Raw genomic sequence first — 13,739 nt, 5'->3', positions numbered from 1 at the left:
CCTACGGTCAGATCGCCCCGGCATGCTCGACGAGCCGGTCGAACCCGGCGTCGAGCACCGGGTCGACCTCCTGGGCGGCACGGTGGGCGTCGAACCAGGCGATCTGCTCGTGCGCCGCCTGGTCGTACGTGACCGTCGTCGCGAAGTCGGGCACGAGCGCCTGCAGCTTGGCGCAGTCGAACAGCATCGTGTGCGCCTTGTCGCCGAGCAGACCTGGCCCGACGTCGGGCAGCACGTGGGCGATCGTCTCGGAGGCGACGTGCACGATCTCCGGGTCGGGGACCCCGGCCGCCTGCCCGAGCCAGGTGTAGACCTGGTTCCAGGTGGGCGCGTGGGTGCCCATGATCTGGAAGGTGTCGCCGATCGCCAGCGGGTGGCCGAGCAGACCGACGAACCCGACCGCGAAGTCGTCGGTGTGGGTCAGGGTCCACAGGCTGGTGCCGTCCCCGGGCACTACGACGGGCCGCCCCGCGCGCATCCGGGCGACGTCGGTCCAGCCGCCGAGCGTGGGCAGCAGCGTGCGGTCGTAGGTGTGGCTCGGTCGCACCACGGTGGCGGGGAAGGCGTTCTCGCGGTGGGCGCGGACGAGCAGGTCCTCCCCGGCGATCTTGTCGCGGGAGTACTGCCAGAACGGGTTGCGCAGCGGCGTGGACTCGGTGACCGGCAGCCGCGCGGGGGGCGTCTGGTAGGCGGACGCGCTCGAGACGAACACGTACTGGCCGGTACGGCCGGTGAAGCGGGCGATGTCCCGGGCGACGTGGTCGGGGGTGAAGGCGCGGAACTGGGCGACCACGTCGAAGTCGCGGCCCTCCAGCACCGCGTCCACGGCGGCGTCGTCCGAGATGTCGGCGGTCAGCTGCTCGACCTCGGCCGGCAGCTCGCGGTGGGTCGAGCGGCCGCGGTTGAGCACTGCGACACGGTGCCCCTGCGCGACGGCACGGTGGACGGACGCGGCGCTGATGACGCCGGATCCGCCGAGGAACAGGATGTCGAGGGGGTTGCGGGTCATGGGGTCATGCTGCCCGACGGCGTCGCACCGCGCCGGGTGGCGACGGTGCGACCGACGGTCACGGCCGGGCTCGGTACGGTGGGGCCGTGGCTTCGACCGAACCCCCCGCCCCGTCTCCGGACGACACCCCGACCGCGGTGCGGCTCCTGGTCGTCGGTGTCCTCTTCGCGCTCGCCGTGTCGCCGGCCGTGCTGCTGCTCGGACTGCGCGGCGCCGGAGCGGCCGGGACGGCGCTCGTGGCGCTCGCGCTGGTGTTCGTGGGGCCGGCGTTCTCCGCGGCGGCGTTCGCGCTCGGGGACAGGGCGATCGAGGAGGGTCTCGGACCCGTGGCGGCGTTCGGGCGCGGCTATCGGATCAACGCGATGGACGCCCTCGTGCTGTGGGTGCCCAGCGTGCTGGCGCTCGCGGGACTGACGCTCGCCGTGGCCTCCGGGATCGGCACGGCTCCCGCCTGGGCGACCGGTGTCGGGATCGGTGCCGCGGTGCTCCTGCTGCTCTGGCTGGTGCAGGCCACCGTGATCGCGTCGTTCTTCTCCTTCCGGGCCCGGGACACCGCCAAGCTCGCCCTGTACTTCCTCGGACGGCTGCCGCGGTCGACCCTCGTGGTGCTCGTCGCCGTCGTGCTGGCGGGTGCTGTCGGCTGGCTGATGTCCCCGGCGCTGCTGGCCCTGTTCGGTGTGCTCTGGGTCGCCGTCGTGCTGCGCGCGGACCGGCCCCTGCTCGCCGAGACCCGGCAGCGGTTCGTCGCGGACGACTCCTGAGCCGCTCGCGTCCCGGCGTGTACCGCGGGTCGTCCCCACGACGACACACCGGGTGAATTCGTTCCGCCGGTGAAGAGGAGCCGGAACCGGCACGGAAGCCCTGAACAAGCGGAAAAGCGGGCCAGCGGGGCACAGGGGACGTGCCGGACAGGACCGCACGGCCCGGCCCCGGGTGCGGTCGGTGTCCCGTCGCAGGTCACGGGTGCTCTAGGCTTCCCAGGCCGTCTCCACGTCGACCCCCCGAGAGTGAGCTCCCAGCGATGACCGCTGCCCGTCTACGCCTACCGATCGCCATGATCGCCACCGCCGTGCTGATGCTGCTCGGCGCCCTCGTGGCGCTCCCCGGCGCCGCCGCCCTGCCCGCGGGAGGTGCCGCTGTTGCCGGGAACGGCAACGGCCAGGCGACCTGCCCCGCCGACGGTGAGTGGTCCAAGATCGACGACCTCACCGGGACCGAGTACCTCGCCGAGGCGAGCGAGGGCCACCTCATCGCCGAGGTGTGCGTGAAGTCCGCGCGCACCGTCGAGCGACTCCTGGTGGACCCCCCGGCGAAGACCTTCCTGATCGTCTCGCCGTCGGACAACGGCAAGGGCAGCGTCCAGGACATCAGCCACGTCTCGATCCGCGAGGTCGCGGACGACGGTGGCTGGCCGTACCCCGCGCCGACCTGCGAGGCCGGCCTGACGGTGACCTACCCGGACGGCGTGTCCGGCAACGACGTCAACGTCCGGGTCCGCAACCTCGACACCGACGAGGTGGAGACGTTCAACTTCCACCACGACGCCGGCCGGTGGACGGGTGTGGAGAGCTTCGACCCGACGACGCTCGACCAGTGGCCCGGCTGGACCCGCTACGCCTACGAGTGGGTGCAGGTCGACGGCACGAACTACCACTGGGAAGGCCTCGTGGAGTGCAAGGAGCCGACGCCGGAGCCGTCCGTCGAGCCGAGCACGGAGCCGTCGGAGGAGCCGTCCGTCGAGCCGTCCGTCGAGCCCTCTGTCGAGCCCTCGGAGGAGCCGTCCGTCGAGCCGAGCACGGAGCCGTCGGAGGAGCCCTCTGTCGAGCCCTCGGAGGAGCCGTCCGTCGAGCCGAGCGCTGAGCCCTCGCAGGAGCCGTCCGTCGAGCCCTCCCAGGAGCCCAGCGAGGAGCCGTCCGCCGAGCCGAGCACGGAGCCGTCGGAGGAGCCGACGTCCGCTCCGGTCGAACCCTCGCTGGCCGGCTCGGTCGCCGTCGGCGAGTGCGTCGCGAACGCGCCGTGGATCTCCTTCGACGTGGTCCTGACCGACCCGGACGGCCTGTCTCCCGAGCGCGCCGTGACCCTCGTGCTCACCGACGGGACGCACACGGAGACGCTTCAGCTCGGCATGCTCGGAGAGGACGGCACGCTGTCCGGTCGCACGCTGTGGCCCGGAGCCGCGGTGGCGGACGACGGGGAGACCCCGACGGCCTGGCCGGGCTGGGCCCAGCTCGAGGACGGCACCTGGGTGCCGACCAACGGCAACGACGCCTGGACGCGCGGGGACATCGAGGCGACGCTCGTCGTGAACCCGGAGATCTCCGTCGACCTCGTCTACCCGCCGGCCACGCCGAGCTGCGCTGCCGCGCCACCGCAGACCGAGCCGACGCCGGAGCCGTCGGTCGAGCCCTCGGAGGACGCCTCGGAGGCCCCTGAGGAGCCGACCGTCGAGCCGACGCCGGTGTCCGCCGGCGAGGTCGAGTCCGGCGCCGACGAGCTCCCGCAGACCGGCGCGCAGGTCACGCTGATCGCGATCGGCGCGCTCGTGCTGATCGCCGCCGGCGGGGCCATCGTCTGGCTGCGACGCCGGGCCTGATCCGGGGGGTTCGCACGGAGGCCCGCCCGGGGGAACCCCCGGGCGGGCCTTCTGCCGTCCGGCACCTGGCTTCGTCCGACATCCGCTCGGCGGCCCCCGGATCGGCGACCCCGAGGCCCGGATCATGATGGGCCGGGAAGATCGGGCAGAACGGACAGAAGTCCTGAGTCCGCGATATCACCAGCGGGTAACGTTCCGCGGACGGGCCTTCCGACCTGGCACGGACTCCCCTAGGCTGCCAAGCGCCGCCTCGTCACGACCAGCCTGAGAGTGAGACACCAGCGATGACCGCTGCTCGATTCCGCTTGCCGATCGCGTTGATCGCCGCCGCCGCTTTGTTCCTCCTCGGTGCCCTCGTGGGGCTTCCCGTGGCCACGGCCACGCCGGGCGCCACCATCACGACCAGCGACGAGCAGGTCTGCCCGGACGAGAACGACGGGTGGATCAAGACCGAGGACATCGACGAGACCACGTTCGAGGTGACGGCGTCCGAGGGCTACCTGATCACGAAGATCTGCGTGAAGGCGGCGAACGACGGGGTCACGTACATCACGCTGGACGAGCCGGTCGCCGAGTACCTGGTCGAGTCCCCGGCAACCAACAACAACGGCCAGGTGCAGGAGATCAGCCACGTCTCCGTCCTGGAGGTCAAGATCGAGCCGTCGCCCTCGCACTCGCCGGCCCCGTCGACGTCGCCGTCGGTGTCCCCCTCGCCCTCGATGTCGCCCTCCCCGTCGATGGAGCCGTCGGAGGAGCCCTCGATGGAGCCGTCGGAGGAGCCCTCGATGGAGCCTTCCGAGGAGCCCTCGATGGAGCCGTCGGAGGAACCCTCCACCGAGCCGTCGACGGAGCCCTCGACCGACGTCTCCGACGAGCCGTCCCCGGGCGACAGCATGGAGCCCACCACGGACGAGCTGCCGCAGACCGGTTCCGAGGTCACGGCCATCGCGATCGGGGCGCTCGCGCTGATCGCCGCCGGTGGCACCTTCCTCTGGATGCGCCGCCGGGCCTGATCGCCTGACGTTCTTCGAGGGCCCGACCGGGAGCTTCCCGGTCGGGCCCTCGCCGTCCGTCCTCGGAGCGGGGCGACGCGGCGTTCCAGACGTGACGTGGGGGTGCTACGGCCGACGGCACGCAGAACGCCGCGACGAGCCGTCGCTCGTCACCGGCCGACGGGCGTCCGCGTCTCCGGTGCGGCGTGGCGTGCGGACCCGGAACCGCTCCGCGAGCGGTCTCGCGCGGCCAGCGTGAACCGCGCCCACACGCGCTTCTCCCAGGCGGAGTCGCGGTACCAGCCGACCTCGTCGGCGACACGCAGCGCCAGCTGGAGGCCGAATCCGCCCTCACCCAGATCGCGGTGCGGGCTGAGCACGGGCGGGAGGTCGGGGCGCTGGTCCGTCACGGAGACGACGACGGTCGCGCCGTCGCAGCGCAGCTCGACCCGTGCCGGCCCGTCCGCGTGCTCCAGCGCGTTGGACGCCAGCTCGTTGGCGATGAGGACCACGTGGTCCGGGCTCGCACCCGAGGGGGCGAAGCAGTCGCAGTCCACCGCTTCCATCCGTTGCAGGGCGCGGTCGAGGTCCGTGCGGATACGCGCGAGGTCTTCCGGGGAGTCGATCGCCCATCGGGCCATGACCGTGTTCGGGGATCCGCTCGTCATCCCGTGACACCGCCCCGGACGAGCATTGCTACCCCTCACGATTGGCGGACTTCGAGACTGACTCGCCGTCGAGCCTACAATGCGCCGGACGGGACCGCCTGACGGCCTTTCGCCGAGTCGGCGGACTCAGCGGAACCGCTGGACCGCCTGCGGTGCCGCCTCGGCGAGCTCTTGCACCACCGGGTGCGTCGCGGTCGCCAGCACCTGCGAGAGGCTCCCGGAGGTCACGAAGGTGCCGTCGGCGAGCACGTGCACCGTCGGGCAGAGTCGCTCCACCAGCTCCAGGTCGTGGGTCACCAGCAGCACGGCCGTGCCCTGGGCGGACGTCGCCTCGCCCAGCCGGCGCACGACCTCGCCGCGCATCGCCGGGTCGACGGCGGTCAGGGGCTCGTCCAGCAGGAGGGCGTCCGGGCGCGTCGCCAGCGCGGAGGCGAGCGCGACGCGCTGCTTCTCGCCCCCGGAGAGCGTGCCGATCTGCCGGGGCGCGAAACGCGGCTCGAGGGCGACGTCGGCCAGCAGCTCCTCGACGGTGCGGCCCGAGGGGCGGCCGGCCTTGCGGGCGTCGGTCAGGGCCTTGCCGAGCACGCGGTCGACGGTCCAGCGGGCGTCGGCGTCGGCGATGCCCTCCTGGGTGACGCGACGGACCTGGGTGCGGAAGGCCTTCTTGTCGCGCAGCCCGATGCGGCTCACGGTGCGGCCGTGCCAGGTGGCATGACCGCTGGTGGGCCTGACCCGTCCGACCAGCGCGCGCACGATCGTGGACTTGCCGGCCCCGGACGGCCCGACGACGCCGACGGGAGCGGAGCCGGTCGTGAGCTCGAGGTCGATGTCGCGCACGACGTCGGGGCCGCCGTAGCCGGCCGAGAGGCCGGTGGCGCGCAGGATCGGGGTGGTGTTCGAGCTCATCGGGACCTTCGGGGTGCAGGGGAGTGGTGGCCCGCCGGAGGAAAGGGTTCCGGCGGGCCACACGGTACGACGAACGGGGCACCGCGGAGGTTCCCCCGGCCCCGCGGGCGCGAATCAGTCGCGGACGTCGACGTCCCGCTCCGCGGTCGGGGTGTCGTGCGGGACCAGCTTGAGGCCGACGACGGCCCCGACGATCCCGAGGAGGAACACGACCTTGAGGGCGGAGAGGGGCTCCTCGCCGGTCGCGATGGCGTAGGACACCGTCAGGGCGGCGCCGAGACCCACCCACACCGCGTAGGCGGTGCCCAGCGGGATGCGGCGCACGGCCCAGCCGAGGCCGGCCATGGAGATGGCGAGGAACACGAAGAACACGATGGTGGGGCCGAGGACGGAGAAGCCCTCGGACTCGCCGAGCGCGGTGGCCCACACGGCCTCGGCGACGGCGCTGAGAAGCAGGATCAGCCACGACATGGCTAGCTCACCGCCTTGAGGCCCACGACGGAGCCGACGAGCAGGGTCAGGAGGAGGACGCGCGCGACGTTGACGCGGTCCTGCCCGGTGACGAACCCCCACACGACGGTGAGGGTGGCGCCGATCCCCACCCAGACGGCGTACGCGGTGCCGGTGGGAAGGTCGGTCATCGCCCACGCGAGTCCGGCCATGCTGGCGGCGAGCGCGACGACGAAAAGGAGGGTGGGCTTCGGCTTGCGGAAGCCTCCGGAGGCGGCGAGCGCGGTGGCCCACACGGCCTCCAGCACACCCGAGACGAGCAGGACGATCCAGGCCATGACGAGACGTACCTCTTTCGCGGCAGTCTTGTCGTGTGGCGGGTACTGCTCCCTCGTCCGCGAACCCACTGTCGGGCTCCGCTCATCACGGTACACACCCGGTGCACCGGAGTCGATGTCAGACGCGTCACCCGGGCCTGTCGCGCGAGACCGGCCCGTGGCGTGCCGAGCGAGGCCGGGCCGTCAGGACCCGTCGAGCGCTTGGCGCATCAGCACGCGCGGGAACCCGTCGAGCGTCGACGACGTCGCGGCGGCGACCGTGAAACCCGCCTGCTCGAACATCGTGCGGGTGCCGACGTAGGCCATCGTGGTGTCGATGCGCTCGCCCTGGTTGTCCAGCGGGTAGGCCTCGACCGCCGGTGCGCCACGGTCGCGGGCGAACCGGACCGCCCCTTCGATCAACGGGGCGGTCAGCCCGGTCCGGCGGTACCCGGGCCGCACGCGCAGGCACCACAGGGACCACGCGTCGACGTCGTCGACGTGCGGGATGCGGCGGTTCGTCGCGAACGACGTGTCGGCGCGGCGGTGGATCGCGGCCCAGGCGACGGGCTCTCCGTCCAGGTAGGCGACGACGCCGGGAGGGGGATCCTCCGCGCAGAGCTCGCGGACGCGCTCGCCGCGGGCCGGCCCACGCAGGCGCCGGCTCTCCGTCGAGCCGATCCGGTAGCTCAGGCAGAAGCAGACGGTCGCGTCGGGACGCCGCGGTCCGACGAGCGTGGCGACGTCCTCGAAGACGGTCGCGGGGCGCACGTCGACGTCCGCCGGCGTCGGTGCGGCGGGGTCGGGGACCGGCATCCACTCACCTCCCGGACGCGTCGCCCGGAGCGCTCCGGACGCCTCCAGTCCTAGCGGGTCCCGCCGGGCCCGGCAACGGGACGCCGGAGCGGGCGTCCCGTCGCCCGGTCGTCAGGCGGCGACCTGCAGACCGGTGCCCCGCACGGCCTGCTCGAGCACCTGGGCGTAGCCGGAGAGCATCCGGACGTGGCTGAACCGCTGGCGTGCCGCGGTGAGCGCCCCGCGCAGCTCGCCGCGTCGTGCCGCGGCCTCGATCCACGTCTCGGCGATCTCGGCGGCGTCGAAGCCCGTCACGAACCCGATGCGCTCGACCAGCCGCGCGCTGTCCCCGACGGGCGTGGTCACGGGGACCGCGCCGCTCATGGCGCCCTCGATGAGGCACAGCGGCGCGGCCTCGCCGTAGGCCGAGGTGAGAGCGACGACGTCGGCCATCGCGTAGACGTTCTCCATGTCGCGGCGCACGCCGAGGGTGTGGACGCGGGCGAGCAGGTCGGGACGGTCCCCGAAGGCCTGGTCGAGCAGCTCCGTCAGTCCGGTGTTGTCCCGCGTCATGCCGGCGCCGCACATCATGACGTGTCCGGAGTCGTCGCGCTCCAGGAACTGGCGTGCGGCGGCGACGAAGAGCGTCGGGTTCTTCATCGCGTCGTAGCGGGCCGCATAGGCGACGAGGGTCGCGTCGGCCGGGATGCCGGCCGATCCCCGCAGCGCCAGCCGGCGCACGCGGCGCAGCGGGTGGAACCGCGTGAGGTCGATGCCGTTGGGGACCACCTTGAGCAGGTGCTCCGGGACGCCGGCCGCGGCGTAGGCGTCCCGGGTCGACTCGGCGCAGCACACCGCTGCCGCGAGCAGCCCGCTGTCGGCGGCGGTGCGCAGGTCGTCCAGGGCCGCACCGGAGTTCTCCGGGTCGGAGCGGTGCAGGCACGCCACCACCGGACGGTCCGGGAACCCGGCCGCGTTCGCCAGGCGCAGCGGCTGCTCCTTGAGGGACAGGACGACGTCGGCCCCCGTCGCCTCGCGGCGGGCGACCTCCATCTCTGCGTCGGTGAAGACACGCGGGTCGTGGTCGTCGTCCGTCGACCGGCCCAGTGTCGAGATGCGGACGCCCGCGGCGCGCAGCGCGAGGAACCGGGGGTCGTCCTCCATCCGCTGCAGCATGGTCTCGCGGCGCACGGCGCTGTACAGGCTGAGCGCCGAGTGCTGCTGGTGGCCGTGCGCGTGGAGACCCGACACCACTGTCGAGTGCAGCACGCGGGCGCCACCGGAGAAGAAGCCCTCGTAGAGGGACAGGACACGCAGTGAACTGTGTTCGAACACCTCGACCACCTCCTGGAACCACGGTGAAGCCACGTGATGTGGCAGGGATGACCGTCGTGTTAAGTCTTCATGACACTTCAGAGGGCGCTGCCTGAGGCAACCCCGGTGCGGGGTCGCGCGACGGCGCGCGGTGCGTCTGGCTTCGACAGGTCAGGAGGGCGGCAGCACGGAGGAGGTTCGGCGCGGGAGCACGACGATCAGGCACAGGTTAGGCCACGGACCGGATCTCCTGCTCGGCGACGCTCGGGGTGAGCGGCCGGCAGCCGAGCTCGGTCCAGCGGCGCACGAATTCCGGCTCGGCGCGCATGAGGCCCCAGCCACGTCGCAGCAGCGTGAACGGGGGTTTGCGGGACTCCCCGAGGTCGCGCAGCAGGCGGAACCAGAAGGTCACCAGGCGGGGACGTGCCAGGCAGATCGCGTCGGCGAGGATGCCGTCGGCGCGCAGGTCGGCCACGAGCTCGGCCGCGAACACGCCCTCGGCGATCACGACCTTCTCGCCGTGCGCGTCGACCACCGAGGCGCCGGTGCGGCGCGACGTCGGGATGTCGTAGACCGGCACCTCGGTGCGGCCCGTGGCCGCGAGGGTGCGCAGCGCCTCCAGGGCGGCGTCGTGGTCCCAGCTCGCCGGGTCGTCCCAGTCGACGATGCCGAACGCCTGCGGCATCCCGGGGTGGTCGTGGTCGCGGTAGAAGTCGTCCAGCATGACGACGGGCAGTCCGAGCCGGCGGGTCAGGGCGGACTTGCCGCTGCCGGAGGCTCCGGTGAGCAGGACGATCCGGGTGGCGGGGCGGCGGGCGTCGGCGGGGACGTCGAAGAGCGCGTCGGTCACGGGGGCCCATTGTTCCGCATCGGCGGAGGCGGGCCCACGGCCCGAGTGCGGGGCACCGGGGACGAGCCGGCGTTGCCTGCCCGTCGAACAGTTGCCAGTCTCGGTCCACCCTGCTCAAGGGCAATGTCGTGTTCAATGGCGACCGAAAGGACGAGATCCGGGCAGCCCGTCCACGTCCTGATCGATGCCCGACACGATGAGGGGCCACAGCGATGGAAAGCCTCGACGAGGCTGACCGCGGGGGAAGGACCCCTCTGCACTCTGCCGCTCTGGACGGCGACGTCGAGGAGGTCAGGTCCTTGGTTGCGGCCGGTTGCGACCCCGGGGCGGCCGACAGGTCGGGTTTCACTCCGCTGCACTTCGCGCCCCAGGGGGACATCCGGAGGCGGCTCGCGCCCCGCTGGACGGTGGTGCCGAGGTCGATCAGAGGAATCGGTTCGGCAACACCGCACTGATGGTTGCCGTCGCGAACTCTCGGGGTAGAGGGGACGTCATCGCTCTGCTCCGTTCGAGGGGCGCCGACCCGATGGCCGCCAACGCGTACGGCAGCACCCCTCGCGGAACGGCCGAACTGGTGGCGAACTACGAATATCGCACAGCACTTTGCTGATCTCCGCGAACGAGGAGCGAAATGATCTCAGATGTGAGAGAGCTCTCTGGGGAGCCGGGCGCCGCACCGATGTTCAAGTGTCGTTCGAGATGGAGGCCGAGAGCGACAGCTGGCCACCCGTGCTCAGCGAGCGCACGTGGTGCGAGAGGACGGATGTCAGGGGCGAGCTCCGAGTCCTCAACACGCCGCTCTTCGTCCGGGGCATCGCCTATGGCGACCGCATCGCCGCACGTCCGGACCATGAGCTCCGCGAGCTCGTTTACGAGGAGCTGACCGGAGAGTCCGGATACTCGACCCTCAGGATCGTCCTTCACGAGGACGACGAGAGAGCAGCGGTCGAGGAGCACCTCGGAACGGTCGGCTGCGTCTGGGAGTCGTCGTGCACGTTCGCCCAGCTGATCGCCGTCGACGTTCCGCCCACGGTCGACTACGCGTCGCTGCGCGGCTGGCTGATCCGCCGGCAACAGGCAGGTGGCATCGGCCTTCAGGAGGGCGCAATCTCGGGCATCCATCACCGCCAGGCGCGGGATTGACGATACCGTCTGACGACGAGCGTGGACCGGGCCGCGGACGACCCGTCACGGAAGAATGAATCTTCGGACCGAGGGGAGGCAGACGGTGCGGCTGAAGGCCCGGAACGTGGGGTTCTTCGAGGACTACGACGACGAGGAGGCTCTGGAGGTCGCGTTCGCCGGTGAGGACGAGGGCGGTTGTGAGCGATCCTTCTCGATCCAGCGTTCGACCTATCCCCCGGATGCGCAGGAGATCCGGTCGGGGATGGATTCGTACTGCGTCTCCACCGAACGAGGTCTGACCGTCTACGGTTGTCTGCTCGACGTGAGCCTGGTCGGCCACCTCCTTCGTCTTCAGCTTAGAGGTGACGATGCCGACGCCTTGGAGGTGTCGTCGGTCGTCGAGGTGGATCTGGGCGACACCGGTGTCGACACTGCTGAACTCTCCGCAAGGCTGCGCGAGATCCTGGTGTGGGGCTCCTATGAGAGACGTCCGGGAGTGCGGCACCTCGGCGAGTCGGACGTTCCCGCCGACCCTGCAGGCCGAGGAGCAGGTCGTCTTCTGCGATGACTCGTACAGCTTCGACGGGGAGGTCCCGTCGGACGCGTCGGCCAAGGACATCGTCGCCCTCACGGCCCGCGCTGACAGAGAGGTGGGTTGATGATTCGTCGCTCAGTCGAAGAATTTGTCGACATGACCCCCCTCCCTGCCGAAGTCAGGGCTACGCCCGAGGAGCTTGACACGATTGAGGGTCTCCTCGAAGCCATTGAGAAGCCGGTGACGGACGAGGAGGCTCAGGCCCTCCTGGGAGCCTTCGGACCTGACGGATGCTTCGGTTTCGGGTGGTTCGTGCTCCATCTCATCGAAACGGCACCCGGTGCGGCGAGCGTCGACTACTCGCGGAACTCCGAGAACGATTGGGTGAGGCTGCTGGAGGAGCGTCGTGGGTGGTGTCGGTCCGCAGGATCGGGTAGCCCGTCCTGAGGAGCTGTATTTGGGTCTTCGATTCCGAAGCAAAACTTCCTCCCTTTGCGTACAGTATCGGGTTTACTTCCAGTTATGATCACGCCGAAGTTGTTGTGGCTGGATTTGCGGAGGAGCTGTCAGGAAGCGTATTGAGCTCAGTGCAGTCCATGCTGACTGACGGGAGGGTATATAGAGATGGTGACGCGTCGGGTGAAATTCTTGAGGGAGCCGAGGTTCGGTTCCGGGCGCTCTCGCGAGATATTCTGATCTCGAACCTGGTACAGGCCACGGTGTTCTACGGCGAGGATTCCTTCGACGCGCTCCAGCTCCTGTGGCCTGACAGAAACGGAAGATTCCCCGAGGAAGAAGACGCGCCGGTCTGGCTGAGCGATAGGCAATCTCTGTTGCCGTAGCCAGAAGAGAGAGGAACTTGACGTGGAAGTGACGAGTACCGTGCGCACGGACGCTGGCCTGTTCGCGTTGTGGAGGACTTCCCGATTCTCTGAGGTGGCGGGGATCGATGAATGGGAGGATCGGGTCGCGGGGGACTCCGCTCTTGCCGCGGTGATCGCTGAGGGCGCGCTGGTCCCCATCAATATTGGTGGTGATGGGGCGTACGAGTTTACCGTTCGTGTCGTGTCCGAACTAGGAACCCTCACTGAGCGTGAGGAGGCCTTCCGGGTGGTTTCGTCGCAACCGTATCTTCTTGTCTCTGACGGGATGGTCGCGCTGGGCGGACTGGAGGCCGTTGGCGAGGATTTTGGCGCCCCTATGCCCGAGATTCCGTTGGATTCTGGCCGATACGCGGTACAGATCCACCTGATCGACTGGAAGGCTGAGCCCGGCGCAACGGACGCGGACGGAATGCCGACGACGAATGCACTGGCTGACTTCGTGATCGAGATGTGTCGAGTCCAGGATGATGGGGATCTTAATTACTGTCAGAGCGCGGTGACCTTTGCTAGGGACTAGCAGTCGCTCGATCCGTCGCCGGTGATTGCTGCGGCTCCTGTCGCCCTGCGGTGAGCAGGACGTGCAGCGTGCGCGGCCCGTGCACCCCTTCGACGCGGTCGAGCTCGATGTCGCTGGTGGCGCTGGGGCCCGAGATCCAGGTCTGCGGCCGTTCGGGATGCTTGGCGAGCCGGCGGACCATCTCGGGCACGGTCTGGACGACCTGGTCGGTCCGCACGACGCACAGGTGGACGTCGGGCACCAGGGAGATCGCCCGGCGGCCCTGGTCCGCCTCGGCGTCCAGGACGATGGTGCCGGTCTCGGAGCACGCGACCCGGGCGGCGGTCAGGACAGCAGAGACCTTGTCCAGGTCGTGCGCGGTCATCGGCGCGTCGGGGGAGTCCCGGTGCACGACGATGTAGCTCGGCAGGGCGTCGAGCCACGCGGGCTCAAGCCCGGGCGGCACGGCGACGGACGGCGCGTCGCCCGAGGCCGGTGCCAGGTCGCCGACCCGTCGCGCCACCACGGCGGGCAGCTCGCCCGCCGTGACCCGGTGCACGTGGGCCCGGTAGTCCTCCAGGCGGTCCACGAGCTGCTCGACGACGGCCTGCGACCGGGGCGCGTCGTCCCCGGCGGTCCGGTACTGCCGCGGCACATCGACGGCTGCGGGGGCCGTGCCGACGTGACCGGCCGGCGTCGTGCCCGCGCCGGGCTGCCCGAGCGCGGCCCGGATCCGGCGCAGCACGTCCTCGCGCGCGGTCATCGTTCACCCTCCGTGGATCGAGTGTCTTGATCCGATGCGGCC

At 70.9% G+C, this 13,739-nt stretch carries 19 protein-coding genes and 1 riboswitch; of the genes, 10 read left to right on the top strand and 9 right to left on the bottom strand.

Features of this window, described 5'->3' with window-relative positions:
* Positions 1–7: 7 nt before the first annotated feature.
* Positions 8–1,009 carry an NAD-dependent epimerase/dehydratase family protein gene (locus HLI28_RS05245; RefSeq protein ID WP_171246463.1) on the bottom strand — a complete coding sequence of 334 codons (1,002 nt, stop codon included), beginning with the start codon at positions 1,007–1,009 and terminating at the stop codon, positions 8–10.
* Positions 1,010–1,095: 86 nt separating this feature from the next.
* Between HLI28_RS05245 and HLI28_RS05240 the strand changes: the two genes are divergently transcribed.
* The 3 genes from HLI28_RS05240 to HLI28_RS05230 all read left to right on the top strand — a co-directional run bounded on the left by HLI28_RS05240 (position 1,096) and on the right by HLI28_RS05230 (position 4,615).
* Positions 1,096–1,770: a glycosyltransferase gene (locus HLI28_RS05240; protein WP_171246462.1), complete on the top strand. Its 675-nt coding sequence runs from the start codon at positions 1,096–1,098 to the stop codon at positions 1,768–1,770.
* Positions 1,771–2,063: 293 nt separating this feature from the next.
* Positions 2,064–3,602: an LPXTG cell wall anchor domain-containing protein gene (locus HLI28_RS05235; RefSeq protein ID WP_171246461.1), complete on the top strand. Its 1,539-nt coding sequence runs from the start codon at positions 2,064–2,066 to the stop codon at positions 3,600–3,602.
* Positions 3,603–3,886: 284 nt separating this feature from the next.
* Positions 3,887–4,615, top strand: a complete 729-nt coding sequence (locus HLI28_RS05230) for an LPXTG cell wall anchor domain-containing protein (protein WP_171246460.1) — start codon at positions 3,887–3,889, stop codon at positions 4,613–4,615.
* Positions 4,616–4,764: 149 nt separating this feature from the next.
* On the opposite strand, the gene HLI28_RS05225 is transcribed toward HLI28_RS05230, so the two are convergent.
* From HLI28_RS05225 to HLI28_RS05195, 7 genes are all read right to left on the bottom strand, one after another.
* On the bottom strand, positions 4,765–5,262 hold the full coding sequence (locus HLI28_RS05225; protein ID WP_171246459.1) for an ATP-binding protein: 498 nt from the start codon (positions 5,260–5,262) through the stop codon (positions 4,765–4,767).
* 126 nt (positions 5,263–5,388) lie between these two features.
* Complete coding sequence (locus HLI28_RS05220; RefSeq protein WP_171246458.1) at positions 5,389–6,168, bottom strand: ABC transporter ATP-binding protein; 780 nt, start codon at positions 6,166–6,168, stop codon at positions 5,389–5,391.
* A gap of 114 nt (positions 6,169–6,282) precedes the next feature.
* Positions 6,283–6,639, bottom strand: coding sequence for a DMT family transporter (locus HLI28_RS05215; RefSeq protein ID WP_171246457.1), 357 nt, complete (start codon positions 6,637–6,639; stop codon positions 6,283–6,285).
* 2 nt (positions 6,640–6,641) lie between these two features.
* Positions 6,642–6,956, bottom strand: a complete 315-nt coding sequence (locus HLI28_RS05210; RefSeq protein ID WP_171246456.1) for a DMT family transporter — start codon at positions 6,954–6,956, stop codon at positions 6,642–6,644.
* Positions 6,957–6,972: 16 nt separating this feature from the next.
* Positions 6,973–7,038, bottom strand: a riboswitch (guanidine-III (ykkC-III) riboswitch).
* A gap of 101 nt (positions 7,039–7,139) precedes the next feature.
* Positions 7,140–7,751, bottom strand: a complete 612-nt coding sequence (locus HLI28_RS05205; protein WP_171246455.1) for a GNAT family N-acetyltransferase — start codon at positions 7,749–7,751, stop codon at positions 7,140–7,142.
* 111 nt (positions 7,752–7,862) lie between these two features.
* A complete protein-coding gene (locus HLI28_RS05200; protein ID WP_343035669.1) occupies positions 7,863–9,098 on the bottom strand; it encodes a glycosyltransferase in 1,236 nt (411 codons plus the stop codon).
* Positions 9,099–9,273: 175 nt separating this feature from the next.
* Complete coding sequence (locus tag HLI28_RS05195; protein ID WP_171246454.1) at positions 9,274–9,894, bottom strand: ATP-binding protein; 621 nt, start codon at positions 9,892–9,894, stop codon at positions 9,274–9,276.
* Positions 9,895–10,106: 212 nt separating this feature from the next.
* Here HLI28_RS05195 and HLI28_RS16030 point away from each other — a divergent pair, with 212 nt between their 5' ends.
* The 7 genes from HLI28_RS16030 to HLI28_RS05165 all read left to right on the top strand — a co-directional run bounded on the left by HLI28_RS16030 (position 10,107) and on the right by HLI28_RS05165 (position 12,955).
* Positions 10,107–10,349 (top strand): ankyrin repeat domain-containing protein, encoded by a 243-nt coding sequence (locus HLI28_RS16030; protein WP_216077404.1) that lies wholly within the window; start codon positions 10,107–10,109, stop codon positions 10,347–10,349.
* On the top strand, positions 10,349–10,504 hold the full coding sequence (locus tag HLI28_RS16025) for a hypothetical protein (RefSeq protein WP_216077403.1): 156 nt from the start codon (positions 10,349–10,351) through the stop codon (positions 10,502–10,504). Before HLI28_RS16030 ends, HLI28_RS16025 begins: the two co-directional genes overlap by 1 nt.
* Before the next feature lie 77 nt (positions 10,505–10,581).
* Entirely contained in the window at positions 10,582–11,037 is a 456-nt protein-coding gene (locus HLI28_RS05185; RefSeq protein WP_171246453.1) for a DUF4265 domain-containing protein, read from the top strand.
* A gap of 85 nt (positions 11,038–11,122) precedes the next feature.
* Positions 11,123–11,587, top strand: coding sequence for an Imm10 family immunity protein (locus tag HLI28_RS05180; protein ID WP_216077402.1), 465 nt, complete (start codon positions 11,123–11,125; stop codon positions 11,585–11,587).
* Positions 11,588–11,710: 123 nt separating this feature from the next.
* Positions 11,711–12,001: a hypothetical protein gene (locus HLI28_RS05175; RefSeq protein ID WP_171246451.1), complete on the top strand. Its 291-nt coding sequence runs from the start codon at positions 11,711–11,713 to the stop codon at positions 11,999–12,001.
* A complete protein-coding gene (locus HLI28_RS05170; protein WP_171246551.1) occupies positions 11,998–12,396 on the top strand; it encodes a DUF4262 domain-containing protein in 399 nt (132 codons plus the stop codon). Before HLI28_RS05175 ends, HLI28_RS05170 begins: the two co-directional genes overlap by 4 nt.
* Before the next feature lie 22 nt (positions 12,397–12,418).
* Positions 12,419–12,955 carry a hypothetical protein gene (locus HLI28_RS05165; RefSeq protein ID WP_171246450.1) on the top strand — a complete coding sequence of 179 codons (537 nt, stop codon included), beginning with the start codon at positions 12,419–12,421 and terminating at the stop codon, positions 12,953–12,955.
* On the opposite strand, the gene HLI28_RS05160 is transcribed toward HLI28_RS05165, so the two are convergent.
* Entirely contained in the window at positions 12,945–13,697 is a 753-nt protein-coding gene (locus HLI28_RS05160) for a LutC/YkgG family protein (RefSeq protein WP_171246449.1), read from the bottom strand. The two genes, HLI28_RS05165 and HLI28_RS05160, sit on opposite strands and share 11 nt — an antisense overlap.
* Between the last annotated feature and the right edge of the window lie 42 nt (positions 13,698–13,739).

It is taken from the genome of Isoptericola sediminis (assembly GCF_013085345.1).
GTDB classification, from domain to species: Bacteria; Actinomycetota; Actinomycetes; order Actinomycetales; family Cellulomonadaceae; genus Isoptericola; species Isoptericola sediminis.
The sequence above is the reverse complement of the archived record's forward strand: the minus strand, read 5'-3'. Positions and strand labels throughout refer to the sequence as shown.